Genomic DNA, 23442 nt, shown 5'->3' on the forward strand with positions numbered 1-23442 from the left:
AGAACCGTTAAGGGATAAGCTGGAAGGACAGATCGATGAAGAACACCTGGTGGGTACGCTTGGCCGCCGGAGCCGCTGCCGTAATCGTCGCGGGCGGAGTGGGATTGGCGGCCACCCGCGCGGATGGGGAACCCGCCGTCACCTGGGATGCCGCGTGGTCCGCCGCACCGCAGCTGCCGAGCATCGGATTCGAACCGAACTGGGCCGAACAGGGTTTCGACAATCAGACCGTGCGGCAGGTCGTACGGATCACCGACGGGGGTTCGGCGGCCCGGATCACCCTGTCCAACCGCTACGGTGCGCACCCGCTGCGCATCGGGCGCGCCACCGTCGCACGCACCGCACAGGGGGCGACGGTCGACCCGAATTCGCTGCGGGACTTGACCTTCCACGGCGATAAGACCATCGATATTTCGGCCGGCGCCACTTTGACCAGCGATGCCGCCGATCTACCGCTCGCGCCGTTCGATTCGGTCACGGTAACCCTGTACCTGTCCGGTGCGACCGGCCCGGCCACGTTCCATTCGCAGGCGTACTCGAGTAGTTATCGCGCGGACGGTGATCACGTCGCCGACGCGGCGGCCGATGCCTTCACCGCGGTTACCCACTCCTGGTACTACCTGACCGATGTGCAGGTCAGTGGTGCGACCGATACCGAAACACGCTCCACGGTGGTGACTTTCGGTGATTCCATCACCGACGGCTTCGGATCGGACAATGACACCAACACCCGGTATCCGGATGCGCTGGCGCAACGACTGGACGCCGCCGGGATTCCGCGCACCGTACTCAACCAGGGCATCGGCGGCAATCTGATCCTGCACGACTCGGCCTGGTTCGGCGAGAGCGGTGTCGCGCGCTTCGAACGGGACGTGCTGTCCAAGCCCGATGTGAAGAGCGTGATCGTACTGGGCGGGCTCAATGACATCGGCTTCTCCGAAGTCGATCTGCCCACCTACAAGCCCAATCCGCAAGTGTCGGTGCAGCAGTTGATCGACGGACATCGCAGCCTGATCGCCGCCGCGCACAACGCCGGTGTCCGGATCGTCGGAGCCACCCTGCTGCCGATGAAGGGCGCGGAGTACTACACCGCGACCTCCGCGGCCAAGATCCGCGAGTTCAATCACTGGATGCGCACCAGCGGCGAATACGACGCGGTGGCCGATTTCAATGCCGCGGTCGTCGACCCGTTCGATAGCGAAAAGCTGAATCCCGCTTTCGATTCCGGCGATCACAAGCATCCCAATGGAGCGGGTTACCGGGCGATGGCGGCGGCGGTCGATCTCGCGGCACTCTGAACCGGACGGCGTCAGCTCTTCTTGCCGGGCGCCTTGGCCATACCCTTCATCGCCAGGCCCGTGACCGTTGCGGGCCTGGCGATGGTGGTGTTCGCGACTGTCGGAGTGGGGGTTTCGCTCGGCGGGGTGGGGATGGGTGCGGTCGGCTCGGGCTGCGGAGTCTCGCGGCGGACCGTCAGGTTCTCGGACAGGGTGGCGGGGTCGATGCGGGTGATCGCGTCGAGCATGAGCTGGGCGACGTCGACCACTTCGACTTTGTTGTCGGCGTCGACTCCGTCCTGGCGGGCGGTGACGCCGTCCGAGAGCATGACTCGGCAGAAGGGGCAGCCGGTGGCGATTTTGCCCGGGGTCGAGGCGGCGGAGAGCGTGGCGAGGGCTTCGTCGGCGCGGTCGATATTGATGCGCTTGCCGAGTTGTTCTTCCATCCACATGCGCGCGCCGCCCGCGCCGCAGCACATGGAACGTTCACCGTGGCGGGGCATTTCGGTCAGCTTGGAGCCCGAAGCGGCGAGCAATTCGCGGGGGGCGTTGTAGATCTTGTTGTGGCGGCCGAGATAGCAGGGGTCGTGGTAGGTGATGTCCTGCGCCACCGGGGACACCGGAATCAGTTTCCGTTGCCTGACAAGTCGATTCAGCAATTGCGTGTGGTGTACGACCTCGTAGGTGCCGCCCACCTGCGGGTACTCATTGTTCAACGCGTTGAAGCAATGCGCACAGGTGACCACGATCTTCTTCTTGGACGCCTCGACACCCTCGAACACCGAATCCAGCACCGCGATGTTCTGCATCGCCAACTGCTGGAACAGGAACTCGTTACCCGCACGACGCGCCGAGTCACCGGTGCAGGTCTCCTCCTGACCCAGCACCATGAACTTCACACCCGCGGTCGCCAGCAACTCGGCCACGGCCTTGGTGGTCTTCTTCGCACGGTCTTCGTACGCACCGGCGCAACCGACCCAGAACAGGTACTCGTACCCGTCGAAGCTATCGGCGTCCTTACCGAAAACCGGGACCTCGAAATCGATCTCGCTGATCCAGTTCAGGCGATCCTTGGCGTTCTGACCCCACGGATTGCCCTTGTTCTCCAGGTTCTTGAACAAACCCGCGAGCTCGGACGGGAACTCCGACTCGATCAACACCTGGTAGCGGCGCATATCGATGATGTGATCCACATGCTCGATATCGACCGGGCACTGCTCCACACACGCACCACAGGTGGTGCAGGACCACAGCACCTCGGGATCGATGATGCCGCCGGATTCGCGGCCTTGCGAGTCACCCACGAGCGGTCGTTCTGCTTCCGCGCGTTGGGATTCCGAGAGCTTGTCGGTGTCGCCGCTCAGCAGGTACGGCGCTTTCGCATAGGTGTGATCGCGCAGGGAGGTGATGAGCAGTTTGGGCGACAACGGTTTTCCGGTATTCCATGCCGGGCACTGGCTCTGGCAGCGGCCGCATTCGGTGCAGGTGGTGAAGTCCAGCAACGCTTTCCAGCTGAAGTCCTCGACCTTGCCCGCTCCGAAGGTGTCCACATCCGGGTCGGCGGCCTCCATATCGAGCACCTTGCCGCCGGACATCATCGGTTTGGCCGCTCCCAGCGCGACACCGCCGTCACCCTCGCGCTTGAAGTAGATATTCACGAACGCCGAAAGGCGATGCCAGGCAACACCCCAGGTGAGATACCGTCCGACGAGATACAGAAATGCCGCGCCCGCAAGCATTTTCACAAAGGCGAAGCAGGAGATGAGCACCGGGCTGGCGGGCAGCAATCGGGCGACCTGCATCGTCAGCGGATCGGTCGCGATATGCCCGCCGCCATAGGTGGCGATCCGCCCCGCCTTGACCAGCACATCACCGAAACCGTGTGTGACAACGATTGTTTCGATCGCGTACGCCGCCAGGAAGTTGGAGCCGCTGAACCGTGACAACCGATCGGCGCGACGCGGATGATTCAGCTGCCGGATGGTGATCAACACTCCGATGCCGACCACGGTGCCGATACTCAGGATCTCCTCGAGCAGGTGATACCCGAAGGTATCCCCCACGATCGGCCATCCGAACTCGGGATCGAAAGTCTGCCCGTACGACTCGAAGTAGAACACCATCCCGAGCAGGAATCCGACCATCACCAGCCAATGCGCCCACCCCACCGTGCGGAACCTATTCATCCGCGTATGGGCCGCCACCTCGACGAATACGGTCTTCAATCGCGGCAGCACCGGCCGCCACCGCGACCGATCCGCCTGCCCCGCCCGCAACACCCGAACCATCCGCGCCACCCCGACGCCGAGCACTCCCCAGCAGTACAGCGTGATGAGCGCGCCGATGATCCCCAACGTGATGGTCGCGGTACCCACACCGACCCCCCGGTCTCGAGAAAGCCCCTGAACAGCAACAACACTCAAGTTACTGCCCGGTAACTTAAATCCAATTTCAGCCATCATGACACCGGCAACCGATTTCGGCAAGATCAGCTAAGCCCCGAACACCGCTGCGGCAGAGCACATATCAGCCCCCGAGCGCTAAGACACTCGGCAACCGTGGACGACACCGCCTCCGAGGCTTCGAATACACAACCGGCACAGCGCCCCACGCGAATACGAACGCCACTCCGACGGCCACTCCGTGTGCGCCAGAAAGTTGCTGATGACTGTAGCGTCGATGTCGGGCCCAATGGTGCTGACATGGGAGCGGCTGCGTGGACGAGAACAAATTGCGTACGTGGCGGGGATCGGTGGCTTATGTCAGGGCTGCGGGGGAGCGGGTGCGGGGGACGGCTTGGGGGCGGGCGGGGTGGCGGGTGGTTGATGGGCTGGTGGAGATTCAGCTGGTTGATCGGTCGTTGGCGTTGGCGGCGCAGATTTTTACTTCGGTGTTGCCGGTGATTATCGCGGCGTCGGTGTTCAGTGGGTGGCGGGTGGCGGCTGTGACGTTGGAGGATCAGTTTGGGTTCGACACTGGGAAGTTGGGTGGTGGGGAGGAGTACAGTTCGTCGGATTCTTCGTTTGCGGCGTTCGGTGCGGTGGGTTTGCTGATGGTGGTGCTGAGCGGTACATCGTTCGCTCGGGCGCTCGGGCGGGTGTATGCGTCGGTGTGGCAGACGCCGGGGATGGGGCCGCGTGATGCTTGGCGCTGGGTGACCACGCTGTTGGCGGTGGCCGTCGCGGTCGGGCTGGTCGGACAGACCCGGGGGCTTTCGGATATTCGATATGCGGGGCGGCCGCTCGCCTTGGCCGGGGAGTTCGTTGTCTGGACCCTGGTGTGGGCGCTGTTGCCGTTCTGGCTGACCAAAGGCGTGTTGCGCGGGCGGCGGCTGTGGGCGTCCGCGCTGCTGACCGCGGTCGGGTTGACCGCGGTGCATGCGGCGGGGCGGATCGCGCTGCCGCGGATCACGGCCAACGCGCAGCAGCATTTCGGGCCGCTGGGTCTCGCATTCACTTCTGTGAGTTGGCTTTTCGTGATGTCGATCGTGATTGTCGGTGCGGCTACGGTGGTCAGGGCGTTCGATTCGGACGAGACGTTCGTGGGCCGATACCTGCGCGGCTGAGGGTTCGGGCGCAGGCGGCGCGAATCGCGATGGCGGAGCGAGCGGAACCGGCGAGGTAGCCGGTGAGCGCAACCACCAGTGCGAGCACGAATACCGTGCACAGGGCCTCGCGCAGGTGAACGAGAAGCGCATCGATCACCGTCAGTGCCGCCCGTGTGGAGAGCGCGTCCGCCGATGCCGGTTGCAGATACACCGCTCTGCCGACCGCCAACGCAATCGCCAAGAACGCCATCGCCACGGCCAGCGACAGTCCGACCAGCGAAACACCTTTCCGCCGTGCGCCTTTCGGCGTCAGCCAAACTGCGCATGCCGCGACGAGCAGCGTTATCCACGGCAGCAGATCGGCGGCTCTGTCCAGGATCGACACCCACCGCTGTGCCCGAACCAACTCGGGCGCGTTGAACAACACGACCGACCTGTCGATGGCGGGGATCGATTCGGCGGCGCTGAATCCTCGATCGATCAGTGCCTGACGGACCCGGGCGATCATCGTGGTGAGCGAAATGCTCACCGCGCCTTGATCATCCATTCCGATCGCGGCCGGCGTGTCACCGGTCAGCACCGCGACCACACCCTGATGGGCCTGCCGATTCACCTGCACCCACAGCGTCTCGAATTGATCCGATGTCAGCACCGACATCGCGGTGTCACGCACGAGGTTTCGACCCTGCGCGGCAATGGCCGGCGCCCGAGCGATGATCGCGTCGGTGATCCGGTCGGCGAGTTCGCCGAGTACTTCCGGATCGGATCCGACGGGCGTGACGGCTTGCAGGTAGCGGTCGGTATCGAGCAGATCATCGCGAGCGAACCGCGCGAGCACCGACGACATCCCGAGTACCGCGACCAATATCAGCAGGAAGGTGGCCGTGACCGTCCGAAGAACACCCCAGCTCGGCATGGCGCGCCTCCCGAAGTCAGCGAATTCCCGGCATACACCCGACCGATTGATTCAAACACAGTCTCAGAGGTTGAAGATTCGCGCCGCGTTGCCGCCGAGGAACAGATCTTTCGCCTCGGCGTCGAGCTCGAGTTTGTCGAGGTGTTGCAGACAGCGGTCCGCCGAGAGCATGGGCCAGTTGGTGCCGAACAGGACCCGGGTGCGCCCGTGGCCGCGCATGTAGTCGATCAATGCGGTGGGCAGCCGGTGCACCGCGTAGGCGGAGGTGTCGACGTAGAAGTTCGGGTATTTGGTGGCCAGTGAGATCACCTCGTCGATCCACGGATACCCGACGTGGCCGCCGATGACGACCAGGTCGGGAAATTCGAGCAGCACATTGTCGAGGTACGGAATGGGACGACCTGGTTCGGACGGGCACAGCGGTCCGGTGTGGCCGATCTGCGTGCAAAAGGGAATCCCCAGCTCGACGCAGACGGCGTACAGCGGGTAGTAGCGGCGGTCGTCCGGCGGCAGGTTCCAGAGCCAGGGCACCACTCGCAGTGCGACCATACCGAGATCGGTTACCGCACGGCGCAATTCGCGAACCGCCTCTACCGGGTAGCGCAGGTCCACCGCGGCAACGCCGCTGAATCGGTCGGGGTGCGCGCGCACGGCGGCGGCGACCTCGTCATTGTCGATGAGCATGCCCTGCGGGCTCGACCAGGCGCACAGCAGCGCGCGGTCGACACCGGCGGCATCCATCGCCGCCAGCGTCGCATCGGCCATGGAGGACGCGGCGAGGGCGCGGTCGTCCTGGCGGGTCCAGCGCAGCAGGGTGGCGAGCCAGGGCTGGCTCAGGAACAGCTCATTCGGTTGCTGGGACCAGGCGTCGATGATTCGTGTCATACCCGACGAACATACTTCACTAGTGTAGTGTCGTCAATCATGGACTCCCCCAGACAATTTCGCTCGGGCAATCGACGCGTGTATTTCAACCTGCAAAAGGTCGCACAGCGGTTGAAAGTGACGGCCGATGAACAGTTCCGGGTGGCCGGGGGGATCACCACATCGCAGGCGGCGGCGCTGGCGATCGTGGTGCGCAATCCCGGCTGCGCGCAGCGCCTGCTCGCTGACGAACTGGGTCAGCGGGAGTCGGCGATCACCACGATGGCGGCGCGGCTCGAAGCCGCCGGCCTGGTGGAGCGCCGACCCAGCGCGGCGGATTCACGGGCGTGGGAGCTGTGGCCCACCGACGCGGGGCGGGCGGCGATGACCGGCTTGCAGCAGGCGCTCGCGGTGATCAACGAGTTGTTGGAGGACGCGATCGGCGCGGATGAGGTCGATGACTTCGCCGACGCGCTGGAGCGACTCGGACGCTCGCTGGACTGACCGCCGATCCCGGCGGCCGATCCAGCGCGGACCGGGCCTCGATCACATCAGGGCTTGCGGCCGATACCCGCCCAGTACCAAGCGCTTTCGGCCTCACCGACCGCCACCGGACGGTCGGTGAGATCGGGTCGCCACGACGCCACCGGCACCAGACCGGGATCGACCAGCGTGGTGCCGGAGAACAGCGCACTGGTGTCGGATTTGCTGCGCGGATGGAACTCGATACCCGAAGCCGTCGCCGCGCCGACCACCCCGGCCATCGCTTCGGGCGCGAAATCCGCTGTGGGATGCGTGATTACGATATAGCTGCCCGAGGGCACCGCGTCCAGCAATGCGGCGACGATGTCCTGCGGGCGGTCGTCGTCACCGAAATACATCATGATCGCGACCAGCATGATCGCCACCGGCTCGGAAAGATCAAGCGTGCCAATCAGATCCGGATGATCCAGGATCGAGCGCGGCTCATGCAGGTCGGCGTGAATGAACCGGGTGCGCCCCTGCGGTGTGCTGTCCATCAGTGCCCGCGCATGCGCCAGCACGATCGGATCCTTGTCGACGTAGACCACCCGCGCATTGGAGTCGAGCTGCTGGGCGACCTCGTGCGTGTTTCCGGCCGTGGGGATTCCGGTGCCGATATCGAGGAACTGGGTAATTCCGGCGTCGGCGACCAGATGCCGGACGGCCCGCGACAGGAAGGCGCGATTGGCCCGCGCCATGGTCTTGATGGTCGGGACGTGTTCGGCGATGGCGTCACCGAGCGCCCGGTCGGCCGGGTAGTTCTCCTTGCCGCCGAGCCAGTAGTCGTAGACCCGGGCCTCGTGGGCGATGGTGGTGTCGATCTCGGTCGGTAGTTCGGTCTCGAAAGCGTTGTCGGGCATGGGATCTCTGTTCCGATCAGATCAGGGGCGGATGGTGCGGAGCGTGTCGAGGTACTGGGCGGTGCGGTCCGGCGCGGCGGCGCACACGCATAGACGCGCCCAGATGGCATTGAATCGATCCACATCGCCGGGCCGGTCCAGGAACTGCGGTCCCGACGGATGCGGAAAGTGCGCGAGATCGCTCAGTTCGGGGGCGGCGAATCGCAGCATGGTGAACGCCGTACCGCTGATGGCGGGACCGCCGATGTGGTCGGGCATGACCTGGACGGTGATATTCGGGCGGGCCGCCAATTCGGCGAGATGCTCCAATTGCCCCTGCCAGACGGCATTTCCGCCGATCGGGCGGCGCAGCGCGGCCTCCTCGATGACGAACCACGCCTTGGGTGCGCCGGGGCGGGTGAGCAGTCGCTGACGACGGGTCAGCAGTTCGATGCGCCGCTGGATGACAACGGCGGATTGCTGATCGGCGATGGCGAATACGGTGTGCGCGTACGACGGTGTCCAGACCAGGTCCGGCGGCAGGCTCGGTGCGTAGCACCGGATCAGTGCCGAGGAATCCTCGAGCGCCAGGTAGGTATCGGGCCGGGCGGTGGTCAGATCCGCACCCACCTGCCAGCGGCCGACCGCATTGGCGCGCCGGGCCAGATCCCGGAATTCGGTGCGGGTGGCGGTATCGCGCACACCGTACGCGGTCAGCAGGTCGTCGATGTCCTTGGCGCGGAAGCTGACCCGGCCCGCCTCGAGTCGGCTGATCTTGGAATGCGAGGCGCGGATCGCTCGCCCGGCCGCTTCGCCGCTGATCCCGGCGGTTTCGCGGAGTCGGCGCAGGCGTACACCGAGCACTCGGCGTAGCAGTGCGGGGTCCTCACCCGGATCGTCTTCGGCGCAGGTTTGGGTCAAGTCCTCGATCACTGCCACTCCTGTCGGCGTCGGTGTCGCGAACACGAGTGTGCCACAACCTATTCCACCGCACCTCAGAAAAGTGTGCACGTGCCAATGCACGTGCATCGAGGTATGATCCGAACGGGCGTCTGCCGGGATTCCCATTTGGGGGCCACCATGGAGAAGAGTCACACCGCCACCGGACGCGGCATGAGCGCATATCACCCGCTCGGAATCGCCGATATCGTCCGATCCTACGGAATCGATTCGGTGCGTCACCGGATCGAGCAATTGCATGTCACCGGAATGCACTACGCCGCAACGGCTATCGAACGTGAGCTGGCGGCGACACAACTGGCCGGATCGCAGGAATTGATCCCTCGATCGGCATGAGCGTAGCTCTGTCGTACTCGCCCGAGTACGACAGAGCTACGGCCCGGCTATATCGCCTCAGATCAAGGCGGCCTGTTTACGCATGCGGCGCTGCACATCTCGCATCATCGACTTGGTGCCCGCGAAACGCAGGAATTTGGGCACGAACCGATTCACGAATCCGACGAACACGAACAGGTGCTCGAAGCGCCGCTGATCGGTCGCGGTCCACTCCACCCCCATCGCCTCCCGGAAATACGGCGCGAGATATCCGGCGGTGAGGAATCGCAGCAGGCCGCCGAAGATCAGCCGCAGGTACCAATGGATCATCCGCAGATGCAGTAGGTCGTCGATGTACGCGCGCACTTCGGGGTCGACCGCGATGCTTCTGCACGCCTCATTCCAGAACACATCGAATTCGGCGCGGGTCTTGGGCCACATATCCTCGGTGACCTGCAATGTGGTGCCCAGCGTCGAGGACGTCGAATAGAACGACTCCGCCTGCTCCGGGCTCATCCGGCCGTGCAGCAGCTGATACGAATCCTCGAAACCGACATAGATACTCGCCGCCACCCAGCGCTGTAGATCCCGGTTGAAGGCGTTGTACTTCACCTTCGCGCCGGGTTCGGACTTCACCTGCCGATGCGCGACATTGACCGCCTCGCGGAAGACCGCCTTCTCCTCGGGCGACCCCAGAATCGCCACCGCAAGATAGGAAGCGGTGGTGCGCAACCGTTTCCATGGATGTGCCATCAGCGAACCGGATTCGACCTTGCTCTCCAGCACCCCGCGCCCGACACCCGGATGCGCCAACTGCATGGCGACATTGGCGGCCGCGCCGGAGAACTGCCAGAAGTCCAACGCGTCCTGCAATTGCGGCGGCCGCTTGGTCTCGGACCGGTGGATCGAGGGAATCGGGATCCGGGTCTGCGCGGTGGTCAGGGGCGGACCGGCCGCGGCGATCGGACCGTCGGGAACAACCGCGAAGCGGCTCTTCGGCACATCCTCGTACTGCGGTTCGGGGTCAGCGGTCATCATGGTTCCCTTGGTCGTACGGGCAGATCGGCACAGCCGAGAATGGCTATTAACTTAATCGGCGCCTGCGACCCACGTCAATGGTCGTCGATTCAAAGCTGACTCGGTGTGGTCCAGCTTCACAAGACAGCTGCATGAAGATTGATCAGTAACATGACCAGCTGCCCGCCGCCGACTCTTCACAGGCAGTGCCACATCGGGCTATCGGCCCGCCGCGAGCCGCTGAAGCAAAGGCTTGACGGTAGTTACTCACCGACGGCGGATATGCGCTCTTCTCCGGGATGTAGGGAGAACCGACGGCGGTCGAAGTCCCAGAGTCGGTAGATCGGCCATTGCGCTGTATGAGAGGTCCACGCTCCCAACAGGACTACTCGATCCACCCACCGAGGTTCGATGCCATGGTCCCTGATGGTGCGCAATCCCGCCATCTGAAACCGCCAGAACCGATGGGGGCTGGTGCGGCGCCTGCGCGCGGAGGTGCGAGCGCGCAGCTTCGTCAGCTGATCAATCCGGAGACCACGCATCGATAGGCAGATAGCCAGGTCGAGGTCCTCCACGACGTCGATGCGCACCCGAGTGTCCTCCCGAATCTGTAGCCACGCGTCGCGTCGCACCGCCATATTCGGTCCGTACATATTGCCAACTCGCCCGCCGAGTTTGCCGAAGCGAATCATCACGGACTGGCCGAACTTCAGCATGAATCCGATCGGAGAATCGAAGTATGTACAGAGACCGGTCACCGCCGCTGTGTCCGGGTGCGTAAGAAGGAAATCGCGGATCGTCGCACTCCAGTTGACATCCACAATCGTGTCCGCATCGGTTCTCGCTATGAAATCGCCACGCGCCTTGTCGAATCCGGCGTTCCGCGCCGCGGCGATGCCGCGCGTCGACTCGTGGATCAGTTCGATGTTGCCGTGAACGGCCGCGATCTCGCTGACCAAGCGCGGGGTGTCGTCGTCGCTGCCGTTGTCGACGACAATGATCTCGTCGATCTCTTCTTGGGCCAGCAACACTCTCAGTGTGCGCTCGATCGAGGCGGCTTCGTTCAAAACCGGAATAACTACCGATAGAGTCGGGGAAGTGGGTTGGGGCGCCATCAGTCTGTTCCAGTTCGCTAAATTGTGATCGGGCTTCATTCGCCCGACACACTATTTCCGAATTCTCTGCGCCAATCGAGACCCGTTCCCAATGCCGGGAAGGCATGGTCGAATCTGCGCCTACGCGTATCTCGGGTTCCGCGACCATGACCAGCGTAACCCGATCGCCGACAGTCATTAAGCGCCAACACTTTTCATGGTCGACACCTCACGGTCCAGTCGCCGTCACGCTCCTTTCGGAGCGGCGGTGCCGCGCCCTGTTCTCGCACGCTCCCCACCGACCACAAGCAATTCTTCCCAGAGCCGGGAACAGTCGTTCGCGCTCGTCGTCACCGGAATTGCGTTGGGGGCACAACTCACCTACGACACGCTACCGTTCTCCCAGGGCGGCGGAATGAAGGCGCTGTCGGATCGACTCACCGCAGCGGCGTCGATGCGGGCGGCGGTCAAGGCCTTCACCGCGGAGATCGCCGAACAGGCGGCGGCCAGCGCGGCACAGCGGATCGCGTTGCACGGTGCGCTACACGTGGCGAAGGTCGGCGTCAGAACTTGCGCGGTGACCAGCGTCGACGCACAGGTATGGGATATCAAGGCCGGACGTCACCGGGCTTCCGCTGCGGTTGATTCCCAGTCGGGAGTAGGTACTGGGCCGAGGCACCGGCGCGCTGCTCGAACATATGGCGAATAGCGGAGTCTCCCGCTCACATGAAACGATACGCGTCGACGATCGGGGCCATGCCTTCTTGCGCGACAACGGTTCCCTGAACGGCATCTTCCTCGGTGGCAAGCAGATCGCCGCTCATCGGTAGGTACGAGTCTTCGACGGCCAGGGCCTGAGGCTGGGGCACGAATTCGATCTGGGTTGAACTTCCAGCAGCAGATGGCCGAGGATATCGGCCGCGAGAAACTGCCGCCCGACGCGGTCGGGCGTTCCACCATGACTCGCGCACATCTGAAGGTGGGCATGGATCAGGACGGGCGTGTATGGATTCAGGACACCAACTCCTCCAACGGAACTCGGGCCTCACACAGCTTCGCGGACTCGCCTGCGGTGACGAGCGCATCGCACGGGAACTGGAAGAAGTAGTTTGAGCAGCCCTTCCAATAACACGGCGGCACCCACCTTTCTCGCATCGGATGGTGTGACCGTCCTGCAGCGCATTGGCGGGACCGGCCCGGACGGCATACTTTTCGACGGCGACGAGGATTTCATCCAGGTGACCCGGAATACGACGAGATGCTCGCGATCGCACACGTGCAGGCGACAGACGACGAGCCACCCGAACGACCGGTGAACAATGACACCCTGGCTCGAATCCTGCGTGAACGGGGTTGAGCGGACGAGATTTCGAGTAGGGGTGAGTCGGGTCCAAGCATGGGCGTCGGCAGTGGCGGGCCGACCAGATTGCCGACAGCCGTTGAGCACTAACACTTTTCATGGTCGAGATCTAGTCGCCGCCCCGGCGAACGCTTCCCCTCCTTCAGGTGGGTCGGATTCCGCTCCAGCCCAGTGGAAGGGCGACGCGCAAGGTACGGATCTCCTCGACCAGGTCGGCGTAACCCTCCTGGATTTGAGCGAAACGCAGGGCGGCGTCGTGCTGTTGCTGGGCGCTGGAGCTGTGCCGCAGGGTCCACTGCATCTGGGCGTAGGTGGCGGCGACGTGGCTGATGACCTCGCCGAGCGAATGGGTATGGCGGCGGCCGGTACTGGGGCGCGGGAGGTGGAAGGCGGACCAGTCGTCGATGAGGCCGATCAGGATATTGATGCGGCCTCGGGTGACGGTGGCGTCGAAACCGGTGGGGCGGCGAGTAGGTGACACCGAGGCGGTCAGGAGGGTGGCGTGCAGGTCGGCCAATTCGCGGGACCACCCGATGAGCGGCGAGCCGCCCTGCAACGTCCCTGCCACGGCCAGCAGTAGGTGACGGGATTCGAGCAAACCCTCGGTGGGGCGGGCACGTTCACTATCGGATCTGGTGTCTTGGGAGGGGGCTGCGCGCATAATCGGTCTGGCTCTCGGTCTCATGTCATGACGTCCGGGGTGGAAATTTCCAAGGGCAGGGTGCAGCGGGTGAAGGTGCGGCCGCCGTCGACGAATCGATGGGTGGACTCGCACAGGGTGGTCAGGCGGGTGGCGACCTCGTCGTCGCGCGGTTGGGGCTCTTCGAGTTCCACGACCAGGCGGCCGCTGGGTGTGCCGAGCAGGCGGATGACGGCGACATCGGCGTCGGGGGTGGCCGGGCGGATGGCGTCGTTGATCAGCGCCGCGTAGATCATGTCGACCGATTGAATGGCCGCGATGCGGCCCAGGCGGAAAAGTTCGGTGGCCGCGTCGAGTTGGGCAACGGCGGGGATCGCGCCGATCTGTGATTCGACCAGTATGTGCACCTGGTTAGCATCGGGCCGAACCAGCGGCTCGGTCGGGTGGGGCGAGTCGAGGTAGTGAATGGCGGTGCCCGCGCGGGCGAATTGCGCCAGCAGCGCCCGGCCGGACGGGCCCAGCGCCATCAGATGCTCCCGGCTGGGCACGATCAGGTGCGTCTGCACCGAATCGTCGAGGGCGTCCAGGATGTGCCATAGCGTGTCGGCGCGGGGCCACGGGTTGAACAGTCGTGCGAGATCGACATTCCACGATTGCGCGACGTGTTCGAGCTGACGCAGCAGGGGCGCTGCGGGATTGCCACGATCTATCTCGCTGAGCATCTCGCGTAGTAGTACTTCCGCGGCAATGGGCTCGAAAATCACAGTGCCATCACTGAACCCGGCGGCGGCGGCGTACTCGCGGATCGCGTGCGCCACCGCACCAGGGGCATCCGCCAGCAACTCGAGGCGGGCGTATCCGAACCACATATATCGAGTCAAGCGGGAACCTGATTCTGCGGCAATGACATTCGATAGGGCAGATGCGATGTAGGCGGATGCGGGGATGACATAGGCCGGATCGGGGCATGACACTTCGAAATGTCATGTGCGCGCGGCCGTGTCATGCCGGTCACCCTCCTACGCCGAGGCGAGCCGGTGTTCGATCGGTGAATACGGTGCGGGCGCCGGAGTTTCGAGGATTTGACGGATCTCCTGACAGACATCACGCACATCCGAGCGCGGTGAGGACAGGGTGGCCGCACGCACCATCCGGCCGAGCCGGTCCGCGGCGCGGCCGCTGTCCACCTCGCCGGTCAAAGTCAGTGAAGCGCTGGCGAATTCCACCGCCTCGTCGATCTGACGCAGCCGGAAAGCACCGGTGGCGAGGGTGATGTTGTCGAAGAGCACGCTGCGAGCGGGGCGTCCCGGCGCATACGCGGCAAGCGAGGCGCGGGCGCTGTCAACGGCTTTGAGCGTGTACTGCTCGGCCTCATTGCCATCGGCGGTCAGGGCGTATTCGTTGTAGATCACCGACTGCATGCCGGTGAACTCGCCCGGGCTGAAGAAGACCCTGGTCCACGGATCGATGAGGTCACCGACGCGTGCGATCTCCTCCTCGGCACGGGCCAGCGCCAGGCGCATGCGACCGGCATCGTTCATCATCGCGTGTGCCCAGGCCTCATTGGCGTACAGGCGAGCGGATTCCCCGCCGTTGGCGGCGTCCTGTGCGGGTAGCTGGCCGAGCTGGAACATGCGCAGCGCGGTGCGCGGATCGCGTTCGATCAGGCTGATTCGGCCCAGCACGTACAGCACCGACGCGACCAGACTGTCCGCACCCGCACGTCGCGCGAAAACCATTGCCATGGTGGCGTATTGGCGGGCGCGGTGTTGGTCACCGACATCGTGGTTGGCCCAGCTGGCCAGGCGGGCCAGATCGGCCGCCGCGACAAGCACGGCATGCTCGCGCGCTTGGCCGCGGCAGCGGGACAGCAGGGTCGTCGACCATTTGAGCAGGTTGGCGGCGGCGGCCACGATGGCGGAACCGCCATGGCGCTGGTCGATTTCGCGCAATCTGGCCGTGGTGGCACGCATGAAGTCCAGGTCGGGTTCGGTTGCGCCGAGCGTTGTCTCGGGATCCCCCAGGGATGGCAGCCAGGGCAGCAGAATGTCAGGTGAACCGACCACCGCGGTGGCCAGAGCCTCCAGAAAGGTGGAATTCTCGGCGTGCAGGGTGTCCGGCGCGGTGGAACATGACATCGGGCCGGAGTCCGACCTGACATTCGAATCCATTGTGGCGGACGCCGAATCAGGCTCCGGCGCGCCGACCGCGGCCAGCAGGTCCCGATATGTTTTGTTCGGTCTGCGCACCTCACCGAGCTCCCAGCGCGCGATATGCCGCTCCGAACAGGCGGCGTTGATGCCGAGGCGGCGCGCGTGCACGTTCACCAGTTCGGCGAAATCCCCACGGCTGAGCCCCAATTGGCCGCGCCGATAGCTGCGTAGTCGTCGTCCCCAGTTGGTCGTGGCTCCCGCGTACGGGTCTCTGGGGTCCGTGACGTCCATGAGTCGCCCCGCCCTTCACCGGCTCACTTACCCGCGACGGCCCGGTCACGGTTCGGTTTCCCGTTCGGGCTTGTTCGCGGAATTATCGTGCCCGATAATCTATCCTGATAATCAGGATTGCGAAACTTGAAGCGGCCCAAGGTGTCACAGCCCGATACGGTGGGGAGCCATGCCTAGAACCGCGCGAAAAGTACTGCTGGGACGGGAAATCGACGCGATGCTCCGGCGCGCGCGGACAACCCAGGCCGAGGCGGGCAAACTCATCGGCGTCAGCCAATCCCGGATAGCCGCGGCCATCGCCGGTACCGGCAATCTCACCGCCGAGGACCTCGGCGAGCTGGCTCGCAAACTCGGCGTCTCCGATGAGGGATACCTGCGAATCCTGTTGGACCTGCGCGAGGACAGCCATCGTCGCGGGTTCTGGAACTCCGGATATCGCCGCGCCTACATCGAGGAACTGCGGCTGCTGGTCGATCTGGAGAATGTCGCGGATCGGTTGCGCGAGACCGGGGCCGAGATCGTGCCCGGACTGCTCCAGCACCCCAGTTACATTCGCGCGCTCCATGAACCGCTGCAACCGGATCCGGACGATCCGGACGCGGTGACCGTCGAGGATTACGTGCGGGCGCGGTCCGCGCGGCAGCAGATTCTGTTCAAGAAGGGCGCGCCCGAGTTCCACGCCATCCTGTCCGAATCCTGTCTGCGCCGCACTTACGGCGGCGACAGCGTGATGCTCGATCAGCTCGGGCATCTCATCGAACTGACCCAGCGCCCGAATATCCAGCTTCAGGTCATGCCGTTCACCCACCAGGCTCCCGGCGCGGGGATGGAGGACCGCTACATCCTGGTTCGGGTCCCCTCCCCCGGCGCGGCGGGCGATCTGGAGATGGTGGTCGTGGAGGCGCAGGGCGAAATCCGTTATATCGACGACAAACCCGCGGTCGGCATTCGCGACCGCATCTTCAACCGACTCGCCATGACCGCCCTGTCCCCCGCCGACTCCCGACAGTTCATGGAACACCTCGTGCGTGGACTGCGCAGCCGCCCCACCGTCCGATGACACCCCAATTGCATAGGAAACACGATGTCCAGCAGTGACTTCGAGCCCCGCCCCATCGACACCCACAAGCCGAGTCCGGCCCGCATCTACCATCACATGATCACCGGCGAGGTGATCTTCGAATCCGATCTGCCGTTCATTCACCGGCTGTACAACGAGATTCCGTTCTATCCCCTCTGGGCGCAACACAATCGGCGCTTCCTGGGCCGCGCCGTCCAGCACATGGTCGACTCCGGAATCCGCCAATTCCTCGATATCGGTTCGGGTTTGCCGACCGGCGGCAATACCCACGAGGTGGCGCGGCGGCTGGCCCCCGACACCCGCGTGGTGTACGTCGACAATGACGAGGAAGCCATCAACCGCGCCCGCGACCTGCTGCGCCAGCAGGATGTGCTGGACAGCACCGCGATGGTGGACGCCGATCTGCGCGAACCGGCGCGCATCCTGGAACATCCCGACACCAAGCGGCTCATCGACTTCTCCGAACCGGTTGGGCTGCTGCTGATCTCGGTACTGCCCTGGATTCCCGATGCCGCCGATCCCGCCGCGCTGCTCGCGCGATTCCGCGACGCCGTGGTACCCGGCAGCCAGCTCGCCATGACCCACGTCTCCCTCGAGGACGCGGGTACCGAAATCAAACAGCAGGTGGCAGCGGGCGCGGCGGTCTTCGGCGACGCCAGTACCCCCGTCACCCTGCGCACCCGCCACCAGTTCGAAACCTTCTTCACCGGTTGGAAATTGGCAGATCCGGGCATCACGTACGCCACGGACTGGCATCCCGAAGCACCGGTGGACACCACCGATTACGCCCGTCCATGCAACTTCGCTGCTATCGGAACCCTCCCCTAGCGCGAATAGATAGGTGCGCGGTGCGGCCGCCGATGTCGCCGGCGCACGTTCGAAAGGATCCACCATGCTGTCGACACCGACCGTCGGACAATTCCGCAAGGCCAGCTCCAGCTCCCCCCAACAGGCCTGCGTCATGGTCTACCGCGACGACCACCGCACCCTGATCTGGGACGACAAACTCGCCGCCACCGTCGACACCCCGCACGTCCCACCGGGACAGTGCCTGAGCTTCGACCACGAGCAATTCGAAGTGATCCAGGAAGCGATCCGAGCGGGTGAACCGGTCGAACGCTTCCTGGTGATCACCCGAAGATTCGACGGGCTCTACGAATTCAGCGCGGACGCGGATTGCGCCGACTCCGCCGGAGCCACCCGCCTGTACTTCGACCACCGCGAGTTCACCGCGTTCGTGCGCGCGGTCGCGGGGGGCGAGTTCGCGCGAGCGTTGTTCGCGGCGGTGGGGACGCCATAGCGAGCGGCTTTCGACAGAAGGGAACCCTCGGCGCTATGGGGTGCCCGGCGGGATTACCGTTGCCCTGAACAGGTATTCGACTCCCGTGTAGTGCTCGCCCGGCGGGTTGCGTACCACCTCGTCGATTCGGTATTCCAGGTCGCGGGGCAGGATCAGTTCGCGCTGAAAGCAATTGCGGCTGCTCGTACCCATCCATAGGCCGTTCGATCCGGCGGGCAGGTCCAGTTCGAGTCGATAGCCGTTCGCGTAGTAGTCGGGGGGTGCCGCGCCCAGGCTGGCGGAGGAGCAGCCGGGTTCGCGTTGCAGGACGCCGCGGAGCAGGGCGGGGTCACGCGCGCCGAGTGGGACGCCTTGACCGTCGACCAGGTGGCCGATGCTCTCGAGTCCGCGTACCGCGCGGACGGAATCGGGCAGTGGTTGCGCCACCGCACGGTCCAGTCGCGCTATTCGCTCCTGCGCCAAAGGCAGCGACGGCCGGGCTTGAAGTACCTCCCAGAAGTGGTCGTAGTTGGCGTAATTCACGTACAGCTGCTCGACTCGCGCCATCGGAGCGGCGTCCGCCAGGATCGATTCCAGGAGTGCTCGGTCCGAGGCGGCAAGGGCGGGATTCCGGAGCACCGCGGTCAAATCCTCGGTCTCCGGTAGATAGGAGTCGGTGAGGGTGCGTAGTCGACCGAATCGCTCATGGTCGATCCGCAGCCGTTCCAGATCGGCGGCGGGATGCTCGAATCGCAGAATCCGATTGAGAATCGGATCGGAGGTGTACGTCAGTGCCTCCTGGAACTCGCTGCGGGGCAAACGATCCCGGATCGGTCCCAGGACCCGCTCGCCATACTCCGCGCCGGCTTCATCGGTGGCGTGGGAAATAACCGCTGGCCGGGTGGATTCAGCCGAGTCCGCGATCCGCCGAACAGCGGCACTCTCGACGCCCTCGACCTCGGCGCACATCGAGCGCATGCGTTCACTGACCTGCCGGTTCACCAGGCTGGGGGCCGCGACCGCGTGTTCGGTCTTCTGAACGAGCTCGCGCACCACGCCGAGCGCCGCGTTCGACAGATTCGGGGAGAACTCGGCGGCCATCAGGATTGCGCGGGAATCCGACTGTCCCGGTGTGGAAGTCGGTCAGTACCGGGTCAGACCGAGATCGCGCTCATGGAGGAATAGATGCTTGCCGCGTTGGCCATGCGCTGGCCGCGGGCCTCGCCGGAGCTGCGTTCGTAGTACTGGTCGAAGACGCTGGCGGCGCTGGCGGCGTCGCCGGTGGCTTTGAGGCGGGCGTAGGCGCCGGATTCGCCGCCCTGCATTTCGCGCATCATGTAGTCGACCTGGACCTGCCAGTCGGTGACGGGTTTGCCCTGGGAGGCGGCGAAGCGTTCGAGCATGGTGCGGCGGCCGCCCTCCCACTGGCAGAGGCCGATTGCGCCTTCGCCGGGATTGTATGCGGCGGTGTTGAATTCGGATTCGACCTGCATATTGCCGAGGATGCCGGCGGCTTGGGCGGGGGTGAAGCCGTATTTGGTGATGAGGTAGCGGTAGATGTCGCTGGCTTGGGCCTTTTTGCCACCGGAGATCGGCTGGGCGTTGGCGGGAGTGCCGGAGCCGGGGGCCGAACTGCGGTGTGACTGACTGAAGTTCGCCGGGTTCGAGCCGCCACCGGAGCCGAGGCCACCCGAAGCCGTATTGAAGCCCGACGGGCCCGAGCCGCCTGTTTCCGGGCTATTCCGTTTGACATTCTCGGACTGGGTGTTGTTCTCGTCCCAAGCATCGGCCACTTCCTGCTTGGCTTTGTCCACCTTCTCGCCGATTTTGTCGATGTAAGCCATCTGTGTGTATATCGGCGGCTTTTCCGGAACGGTATCGAGGATGGAATTTATCGTGTCCCGCAGCCCGGTGACCACGATGCGCGCCATACCCGTGACGTCGGCGGACTTCTTCGCTATAGCGGCGATATTGGTATCAAACGAGTCGAGGTCTTTCTTGTATCGATCTTTCTCGGCATCAGCGACCTGGTAGCTGGCCGCTGTATCGCCACTGCCGACCGACTGCGGCGGCGTGCCGGCCAGCGACCCCACCACAAGTTGCTGGGCTGTGCCCGCACCTAAGATTCCCATCAGTTTTCGCAGGGCGGACTCAGCGTGCACACGGAAGGATTCCAACAGTGGCGCGTCGTTGACGGAGCGCAGCGTCATGTCAGATGTGGTGGGAGATATCGTCAACTGGGTTACCATCACCTTCCTGCGCCGCAACATATTTCGAGTCGGCCTGGTCCGAAGGCTCCGGTCAGAGCATAACCGGCCATTCGCACAGGCCGGCAGTTTGATGATTCCCCACACCTGGGAATCGGGTTCGACCCGAACTGCGGCCTACCCGCACCCCAGTGCATAAGACCCGGAACGTTGACCGACGCTAGAACCCCAACCGCGATAGTGGTGAGTGTTCCCACCCGGGGGAATTGGAGATCAGAGAATGAGCCCGTGCCGGGTAATGTGCCACTGGCACGGGATAAATCCTCCCCACAATTCCGTCCCGTGCCGTCACGGTATGTCTTCGAGCGAACCGAAAACCACGGGATTCTCCCTCATCCCCCATCCTGTGGACGCTCGACGAGCAGGGTGGCCAACTCGAACACCTGCTGCTTAGCGTGGCGCACCACGTTTCCGGGCTCGGAGACTTCAGACACCTCCGAGCCCGGAGACACCCGTACCGCTGGCTGGAACCGACTTCACCATTCGTACTTCCGAACTCGACGATAGCGTCGAATCTATTTGGGTACGCTGGCGATTCGCGGCCGACCAGGAGGATCACGATGGAAGCGGTGGTTAGCCCGGCACCCGCCGAAGCCGACCTAACTCCGAGAGGTTGGACGTGCGCGCGGTCACGCACCCGATGGCGCAAACTGTTCCCATTCGTCCAAGACCAACTTGAACAGCTAGTGGCAGGCTCGCGCCATGACAGAGTCAGCCACTCGGCAGCCCCCACAGATCGGGGTTCGTCTGCGTCGAGATCCGATGCCTTTCCCGGTGGCGAGAGATCGTCGAACTACACGACCGGCGCCCGCACAAACGGCAGGAGCAGTCTTGTCCAACCTCGAGGGCACCGTGTCGTCGCACCTCACGCGTTGGGTACTCGAGGCAGCCGTCCAGGCTGGTGTCACCGACGATGAGATCTCACGAATCGAGGGCCTCGGGCGCGATCTACTCGGCGATGATTTCCTTCGGGTTTCCTCGGCGGCATTGGCCGGTTTGTGGGAAGCGATGTACACGGCCGGTGGGCCCGAAGTCGGTGTGCGGGCGGCCGAGGTGGCGCGTCCAGGGCGACTCCACATCTGGGACTATCTCATCATCGGCGCGTCGAACCTCGCCGAAGGTTTCTCCGACGCGGCGCGATTCGCAGCCGTCATGGCGGACCCGATGGTCGCCCTCATTGTGACGGAAGAGGACGGCCGACTCACCATCGAGTATCGTGGAAAGCGTTACCGCGCCAAGGTATTTGCGGCTGTGAGTGAGTTCGCTATGACCGTGCTGCTGCATCGGGCACGTGCGGTTGCCGATTCCGCCGCCGATCCAATCCGCGTCGAATTCACTCATCCCGCGCCGCCAGATCGTCGATACCTCATCGACACTTTCGGTACCGAAACTATCTATTTCGACCAGGACCGAACTGCTTTGATATTGCCCAATGCCGAACGGGCACCGGGCAAACGGCCATATGATCCGGAAATGCGGCGAATTCTGCATCGGTACGCCCAGTTGATCATCGGCACCGCTCGGCCGGTGCCGACGTGGGCGGACACCCTGCGCGCGGAGATCACCGCCGCACTGGCCGAAATGCAGTTTGTAGAAATAGAGGTTATCGCGCAGCGGCTGGAACTCAGCCCACGCACCCTGCAGCGTCGGCTGGCCGACCGCGGAACATCTTGGCGGCGAGAGCTTGAAATCGTTCGCTGCCAGCAGGCATCTCGACTGCTGCGGGAAACACAGCTGTCTGTCGAGTCCATTGCCACTCGGATGGGGTACAGCAATCAGCGCGCGTTGCGTCGCGCATTCCAGCGGTGGACCGGGCAGACCCCGGACGCCTTTCGACGCGGTTATTGAGCCGACGAATTCGCATCGTGAAAGGACCCGATGAACCCACGTCACGTGACGTTGAAAAATGGGGTTGAACCAAATCCCAAGCAGGCCAACGCGCTCGCCGACACCGTATCGGCACACCTCGTGCGGCTGGTGCTCGATGGAGCTGCGCGCGTGGGTGTTTCACCTCGCGAGATCACTTTGATCAGCGAATTCGCCTCAACCGCAATCGAAGACGATCTCAATCGCTTTCCCACGGTCGCACAACATCGACTCTGGGAACTCATCCAGGGCTCCGGCGGCCCCGGAGTGGGCCTGAGGGTGGCCGGACTCGCCGAGATGGGCCGCCTACACGTGTGGGACTACTTGATCGCCGGGGCGCCCACACTGTCCGAGGGTTTCCGCTACGCCTCCGAGTTCCTGGCTACCGTCGCCGATCCCGCGTTGGTGATAAACGTCGCGCCCGATGGACCACTCCTGACCGTGGGCTATCGAGGGTCCCCATACTCCGAGGCGGTGGACGGGCAGATCAGTGAATTCGTCATGTCGATCCTGATGCGACGAGCCTGTGAGGTCAAAGGTGCCGCCGCTATACCGGTTCGCGTCGGATTCGCACACCGCGCACCCAAACGGCACGGCTATCTCGCCGACGAATTCGGTACCAGCAATATCCATTTCGATCAGGACTCGGACACGCTGACGTTTCTGGATCCCGACCGAACCCCACCGGTCTTGTCACCGGATCCCGAATTGGGACGCATCATGCGGCTCTACGCACAGTCGATCATGGATTCAGCCAGGCCCGTACGCACCTGGATCGAGAACTTTCGCGGTGTGCTAATCACGGTGCTCACCGCAGGCACCCCCGCCGGGAACGTGCTCGACGAAGTCGCACAACGATTGTCGGTGAGTTCGCGCACGCTTCAACGCCGTCTCGCCGAACAGGGGACGAGCGGGCGAGCGGAGATCGAGGTGGTTCGGCACGAGCAAGCCGTACGGATGCTGCTGGATACCGAGATGCAGGTGAGCTCGATCGCCGGACACCTCGGCTACAGCGACCACCGCGCTCTGAGTCGGGCGTTCAGGCGCTGGACCGGACTTACCCCCGATGCCTACCGCAGGCGCACGGACCTGAGCGCGACGTAAGGTATAGACACAAGGACCCCCTGGGAGATCGACTATCCGTATTCCGTTGT

23 protein-coding genes and 1 pseudogene are annotated in these 23442 nt (G+C 64.2%); 12 read left to right on the forward strand and 12 right to left on the reverse strand.

Annotated elements, in window-relative coordinates:
- The first annotated feature begins 35 nt into the window (after positions 1 to 35).
- On the forward strand, positions 36 to 1298 hold the full coding sequence (locus ACFVUS_RS26855; protein WP_387772047.1) for an SGNH/GDSL hydrolase family protein: 1263 nt from the start codon (positions 36 to 38) through the stop codon (positions 1296 to 1298).
- Positions 1299 to 1518: 220 nt separating this feature from the next.
- Here the strand turns inward: ACFVUS_RS26855 and ACFVUS_RS26860 are convergent.
- Positions 1519 to 3652: pseudogene (locus tag ACFVUS_RS26860) on the reverse strand ((Fe-S)-binding protein); the annotation flags it as partial.
- 341 nt (positions 3653 to 3993) lie between these two features.
- Here ACFVUS_RS26860 and ACFVUS_RS26865 point away from each other — a divergent pair.
- A complete protein-coding gene (locus tag ACFVUS_RS26865) occupies positions 3994 to 4842 on the forward strand; it encodes a hypothetical protein (RefSeq protein ID WP_387772050.1) in 849 nt (282 codons plus the stop codon).
- Here the strand turns inward: ACFVUS_RS26865 and ACFVUS_RS26870 are convergent.
- Together ACFVUS_RS26870 and ACFVUS_RS26875 are read right to left on the reverse strand one after the other, a co-directional pair.
- The gene (locus ACFVUS_RS26870; RefSeq protein ID WP_387772053.1) at positions 4790 to 5740 is read right to left on the reverse strand and encodes a hypothetical protein; all 951 of its coding nucleotides are present in this window, start codon (positions 5738 to 5740) and stop codon (positions 4790 to 4792) included. The two genes, ACFVUS_RS26865 and ACFVUS_RS26870, sit on opposite strands and share 53 nt — an antisense overlap.
- A 63-nt stretch (positions 5741 to 5803) precedes the next feature.
- Positions 5804 to 6625: an amidohydrolase family protein gene (locus tag ACFVUS_RS26875; protein ID WP_387772056.1), complete on the reverse strand. Its 822-nt coding sequence runs from the start codon at positions 6623 to 6625 to the stop codon at positions 5804 to 5806.
- A 39-nt stretch (positions 6626 to 6664) separates the two neighbouring features.
- On the opposite strand from ACFVUS_RS26875, the gene ACFVUS_RS26880 reads away from it, so the two are divergent.
- Complete coding sequence (locus tag ACFVUS_RS26880) at positions 6665 to 7108, forward strand: MarR family winged helix-turn-helix transcriptional regulator (protein WP_387772059.1); 444 nt, start codon at positions 6665 to 6667, stop codon at positions 7106 to 7108.
- 47 nt (positions 7109 to 7155) lie between these two features.
- Here the strand turns inward: ACFVUS_RS26880 and ACFVUS_RS26885 are convergent, their stop codons facing one another.
- Both ACFVUS_RS26885 and ACFVUS_RS26890 read right to left on the reverse strand, forming a co-directional pair.
- Entirely contained in the window at positions 7156 to 7986 is an 831-nt protein-coding gene (locus ACFVUS_RS26885) for an SAM-dependent methyltransferase (RefSeq protein WP_387772062.1), read from the reverse strand.
- Positions 7987 to 8007: 21 nt separating this feature from the next.
- Entirely contained in the window at positions 8008 to 8898 is an 891-nt protein-coding gene (locus ACFVUS_RS26890; RefSeq protein WP_387772065.1) for a helix-turn-helix domain-containing protein, read from the reverse strand.
- A gap of 147 nt (positions 8899 to 9045) precedes the next feature.
- Here ACFVUS_RS26890 and ACFVUS_RS26895 point away from each other — a divergent pair, with 147 nt between their 5' ends.
- Positions 9046 to 9261, forward strand: coding sequence for a hypothetical protein (locus ACFVUS_RS26895; protein WP_387772068.1), 216 nt, complete (start codon positions 9046 to 9048; stop codon positions 9259 to 9261).
- A gap of 57 nt (positions 9262 to 9318) precedes the next feature.
- Here the strand turns inward: ACFVUS_RS26895 and ACFVUS_RS26900 are convergent, their stop codons facing one another.
- Positions 9319 to 10278: an oxygenase MpaB family protein gene (locus tag ACFVUS_RS26900; protein WP_387772071.1), complete on the reverse strand. Its 960-nt coding sequence runs from the start codon at positions 10276 to 10278 to the stop codon at positions 9319 to 9321.
- Between the two features lie 242 nt (positions 10279 to 10520).
- On the reverse strand, positions 10521 to 11411 hold the full coding sequence (locus ACFVUS_RS26905) for a glycosyltransferase family 2 protein (protein ID WP_387772074.1): 891 nt from the start codon (positions 11409 to 11411) through the stop codon (positions 10521 to 10523).
- A 304-nt stretch (positions 11412 to 11715) separates the two neighbouring features.
- Here ACFVUS_RS26905 and ACFVUS_RS26910 point away from each other — a divergent pair, with 304 nt between their 5' ends.
- The 3 genes from ACFVUS_RS26910 to ACFVUS_RS26920 all read left to right on the forward strand — a co-directional run bounded on the left by ACFVUS_RS26910 (position 11716) and on the right by ACFVUS_RS26920 (position 12459).
- Positions 11716 to 12060, forward strand: a complete 345-nt coding sequence (locus tag ACFVUS_RS26910) for a hypothetical protein (protein WP_387772077.1) — start codon at positions 11716 to 11718, stop codon at positions 12058 to 12060.
- Positions 12050 to 12181, forward strand: a complete 132-nt coding sequence (locus ACFVUS_RS26915) for an FHA domain-containing protein (RefSeq protein ID WP_387772080.1) — start codon at positions 12050 to 12052, stop codon at positions 12179 to 12181. The genes ACFVUS_RS26910 and ACFVUS_RS26915 overlap by 11 nt, the downstream gene beginning before the upstream one ends.
- A 71-nt stretch (positions 12182 to 12252) precedes the next feature.
- On the forward strand, positions 12253 to 12459 hold the full coding sequence (locus tag ACFVUS_RS26920; RefSeq protein ID WP_387772083.1) for a hypothetical protein: 207 nt from the start codon (positions 12253 to 12255) through the stop codon (positions 12457 to 12459).
- 394 nt (positions 12460 to 12853) lie between these two features.
- Here ACFVUS_RS26920 and ACFVUS_RS26925 read toward each other — a convergent pair whose 3' ends face one another.
- From ACFVUS_RS26925 to ACFVUS_RS26935, 3 genes are all read right to left on the reverse strand, one after another.
- Positions 12854 to 13372, reverse strand: a complete 519-nt coding sequence (locus ACFVUS_RS26925; protein WP_364650944.1) for a hypothetical protein — start codon at positions 13370 to 13372, stop codon at positions 12854 to 12856.
- Between the two features lie 20 nt (positions 13373 to 13392).
- Positions 13393 to 14232, reverse strand: a complete 840-nt coding sequence (locus tag ACFVUS_RS26930) for a hypothetical protein (protein WP_387772086.1) — start codon at positions 14230 to 14232, stop codon at positions 13393 to 13395.
- 138 nt (positions 14233 to 14370) lie between these two features.
- A complete protein-coding gene (locus ACFVUS_RS26935) occupies positions 14371 to 15795 on the reverse strand; it encodes a hypothetical protein (protein ID WP_387772089.1) in 1425 nt (474 codons plus the stop codon).
- Between the two features lie 169 nt (positions 15796 to 15964).
- Between ACFVUS_RS26935 and ACFVUS_RS26940 the strand changes: the two genes are divergently transcribed.
- From ACFVUS_RS26940 to ACFVUS_RS26950, 3 genes are all read left to right on the forward strand, one after another.
- Positions 15965 to 16855 carry a Scr1 family TA system antitoxin-like transcriptional regulator gene (locus tag ACFVUS_RS26940; protein WP_387772092.1) on the forward strand — a complete coding sequence of 297 codons (891 nt, stop codon included), beginning with the start codon at positions 15965 to 15967 and terminating at the stop codon, positions 16853 to 16855.
- Positions 16856 to 16879: 24 nt separating this feature from the next.
- A complete protein-coding gene (locus tag ACFVUS_RS26945) occupies positions 16880 to 17704 on the forward strand; it encodes an SAM-dependent methyltransferase (protein ID WP_387772095.1) in 825 nt (274 codons plus the stop codon).
- A 64-nt stretch (positions 17705 to 17768) separates the two neighbouring features.
- Positions 17769 to 18176, forward strand: a complete 408-nt coding sequence (locus ACFVUS_RS26950; RefSeq protein ID WP_387772098.1) for a hypothetical protein — start codon at positions 17769 to 17771, stop codon at positions 18174 to 18176.
- Positions 18177 to 18209: 33 nt separating this feature from the next.
- Here the strand turns inward: ACFVUS_RS26950 and ACFVUS_RS26955 are convergent, their stop codons facing one another.
- Both ACFVUS_RS26955 and ACFVUS_RS26960 read right to left on the reverse strand, forming a co-directional pair.
- Positions 18210 to 19256: a hypothetical protein gene (locus tag ACFVUS_RS26955; RefSeq protein ID WP_387772101.1), complete on the reverse strand. Its 1047-nt coding sequence runs from the start codon at positions 19254 to 19256 to the stop codon at positions 18210 to 18212.
- Between the two features lie 53 nt (positions 19257 to 19309).
- Entirely contained in the window at positions 19310 to 20365 is a 1056-nt protein-coding gene (locus tag ACFVUS_RS26960) for a phage tail tip lysozyme (RefSeq protein WP_387772104.1), read from the reverse strand.
- An 888-nt stretch (positions 20366 to 21253) separates the two neighbouring features.
- On the opposite strand from ACFVUS_RS26960, the gene ACFVUS_RS26965 reads away from it, so the two are divergent.
- Entirely contained in the window at positions 21254 to 22270 is a 1017-nt protein-coding gene (locus ACFVUS_RS26965) for a helix-turn-helix domain-containing protein (RefSeq protein ID WP_387772107.1), read from the forward strand.
- A gap of 150 nt (positions 22271 to 22420) precedes the next feature.
- Positions 22421 to 23392 (forward strand): helix-turn-helix domain-containing protein, encoded by a 972-nt coding sequence (locus tag ACFVUS_RS26970; protein WP_387772110.1) that lies wholly within the window; start codon positions 22421 to 22423, stop codon positions 23390 to 23392.
- The last annotated feature ends 50 nt before the right edge of the window (positions 23393 to 23442 follow it).

This window comes from Nocardia sp. NPDC058058 (genome assembly GCF_042885355.1).
Taxonomy (GTDB): Bacteria; Actinomycetota; Actinomycetes; order Mycobacteriales; family Mycobacteriaceae; genus Nocardia.

Coding starts and splice junctions, on each gene's coding strand:
- ACFVUS_RS26855 (WP_387772047.1), top strand. CDS start 36: ATGAAGAACACCTGGTGGGTACGCTTGGCCGCCGGAGCCGCTGCCGTA.
- ACFVUS_RS26870 (WP_387772053.1), bottom strand. CDS start 5,740: ATGCCGAGCTGGGGTGTTCTTCGGACGGTCACGGCCACCTTCCTGCTG.
- ACFVUS_RS26875 (WP_387772056.1), bottom strand. CDS start 6,625: ATGACACGAATCATCGACGCCTGGTCCCAGCAACCGAATGAGCTGTTC.
- ACFVUS_RS26880 (WP_387772059.1), top strand. CDS start 6,665: ATGGACTCCCCCAGACAATTTCGCTCGGGCAATCGACGCGTGTATTTC.
- ACFVUS_RS26885 (WP_387772062.1), bottom strand. CDS start 7,986: ATGCCCGACAACGCTTTCGAGACCGAACTACCGACCGAGATCGACACC.
- ACFVUS_RS26895 (WP_387772068.1), top strand. CDS start 9,046: ATGGAGAAGAGTCACACCGCCACCGGACGCGGCATGAGCGCATATCAC.
- ACFVUS_RS26900 (WP_387772071.1), bottom strand. CDS start 10,278: ATGATGACCGCTGACCCCGAACCGCAGTACGAGGATGTGCCGAAGAGC.
- ACFVUS_RS26905 (WP_387772074.1), bottom strand. CDS start 11,411: ATGAAGCCCGATCACAATTTAGCGAACTGGAACAGACTGATGGCGCCC.
- ACFVUS_RS26915 (WP_387772080.1), top strand. CDS start 12,050: ATGGCGAATAGCGGAGTCTCCCGCTCACATGAAACGATACGCGTCGAC.
- ACFVUS_RS26920 (WP_387772083.1), top strand. CDS start 12,253: ATGGCCGAGGATATCGGCCGCGAGAAACTGCCGCCCGACGCGGTCGGG.
- ACFVUS_RS26925 (WP_364650944.1), bottom strand. CDS start 13,372: ATGCGCGCAGCCCCCTCCCAAGACACCAGATCCGATAGTGAACGTGCC.
- ACFVUS_RS26935 (WP_387772089.1), bottom strand. CDS start 15,795: ATGGACGTCACGGACCCCAGAGACCCGTACGCGGGAGCCACGACCAAC.
- ACFVUS_RS26940 (WP_387772092.1), top strand. CDS start 15,965: ATGCCTAGAACCGCGCGAAAAGTACTGCTGGGACGGGAAATCGACGCG.
- ACFVUS_RS26945 (WP_387772095.1), top strand. CDS start 16,880: ATGTCCAGCAGTGACTTCGAGCCCCGCCCCATCGACACCCACAAGCCG.
- ACFVUS_RS26950 (WP_387772098.1), top strand. CDS start 17,769: ATGCTGTCGACACCGACCGTCGGACAATTCCGCAAGGCCAGCTCCAGC.
- ACFVUS_RS26955 (WP_387772101.1), bottom strand. CDS start 19,256: ATGGCCGCCGAGTTCTCCCCGAATCTGTCGAACGCGGCGCTCGGCGTG.
- ACFVUS_RS26960 (WP_387772104.1), bottom strand. CDS start 20,365: ATGACGCTGCGCTCCGTCAACGACGCGCCACTGTTGGAATCCTTCCGT.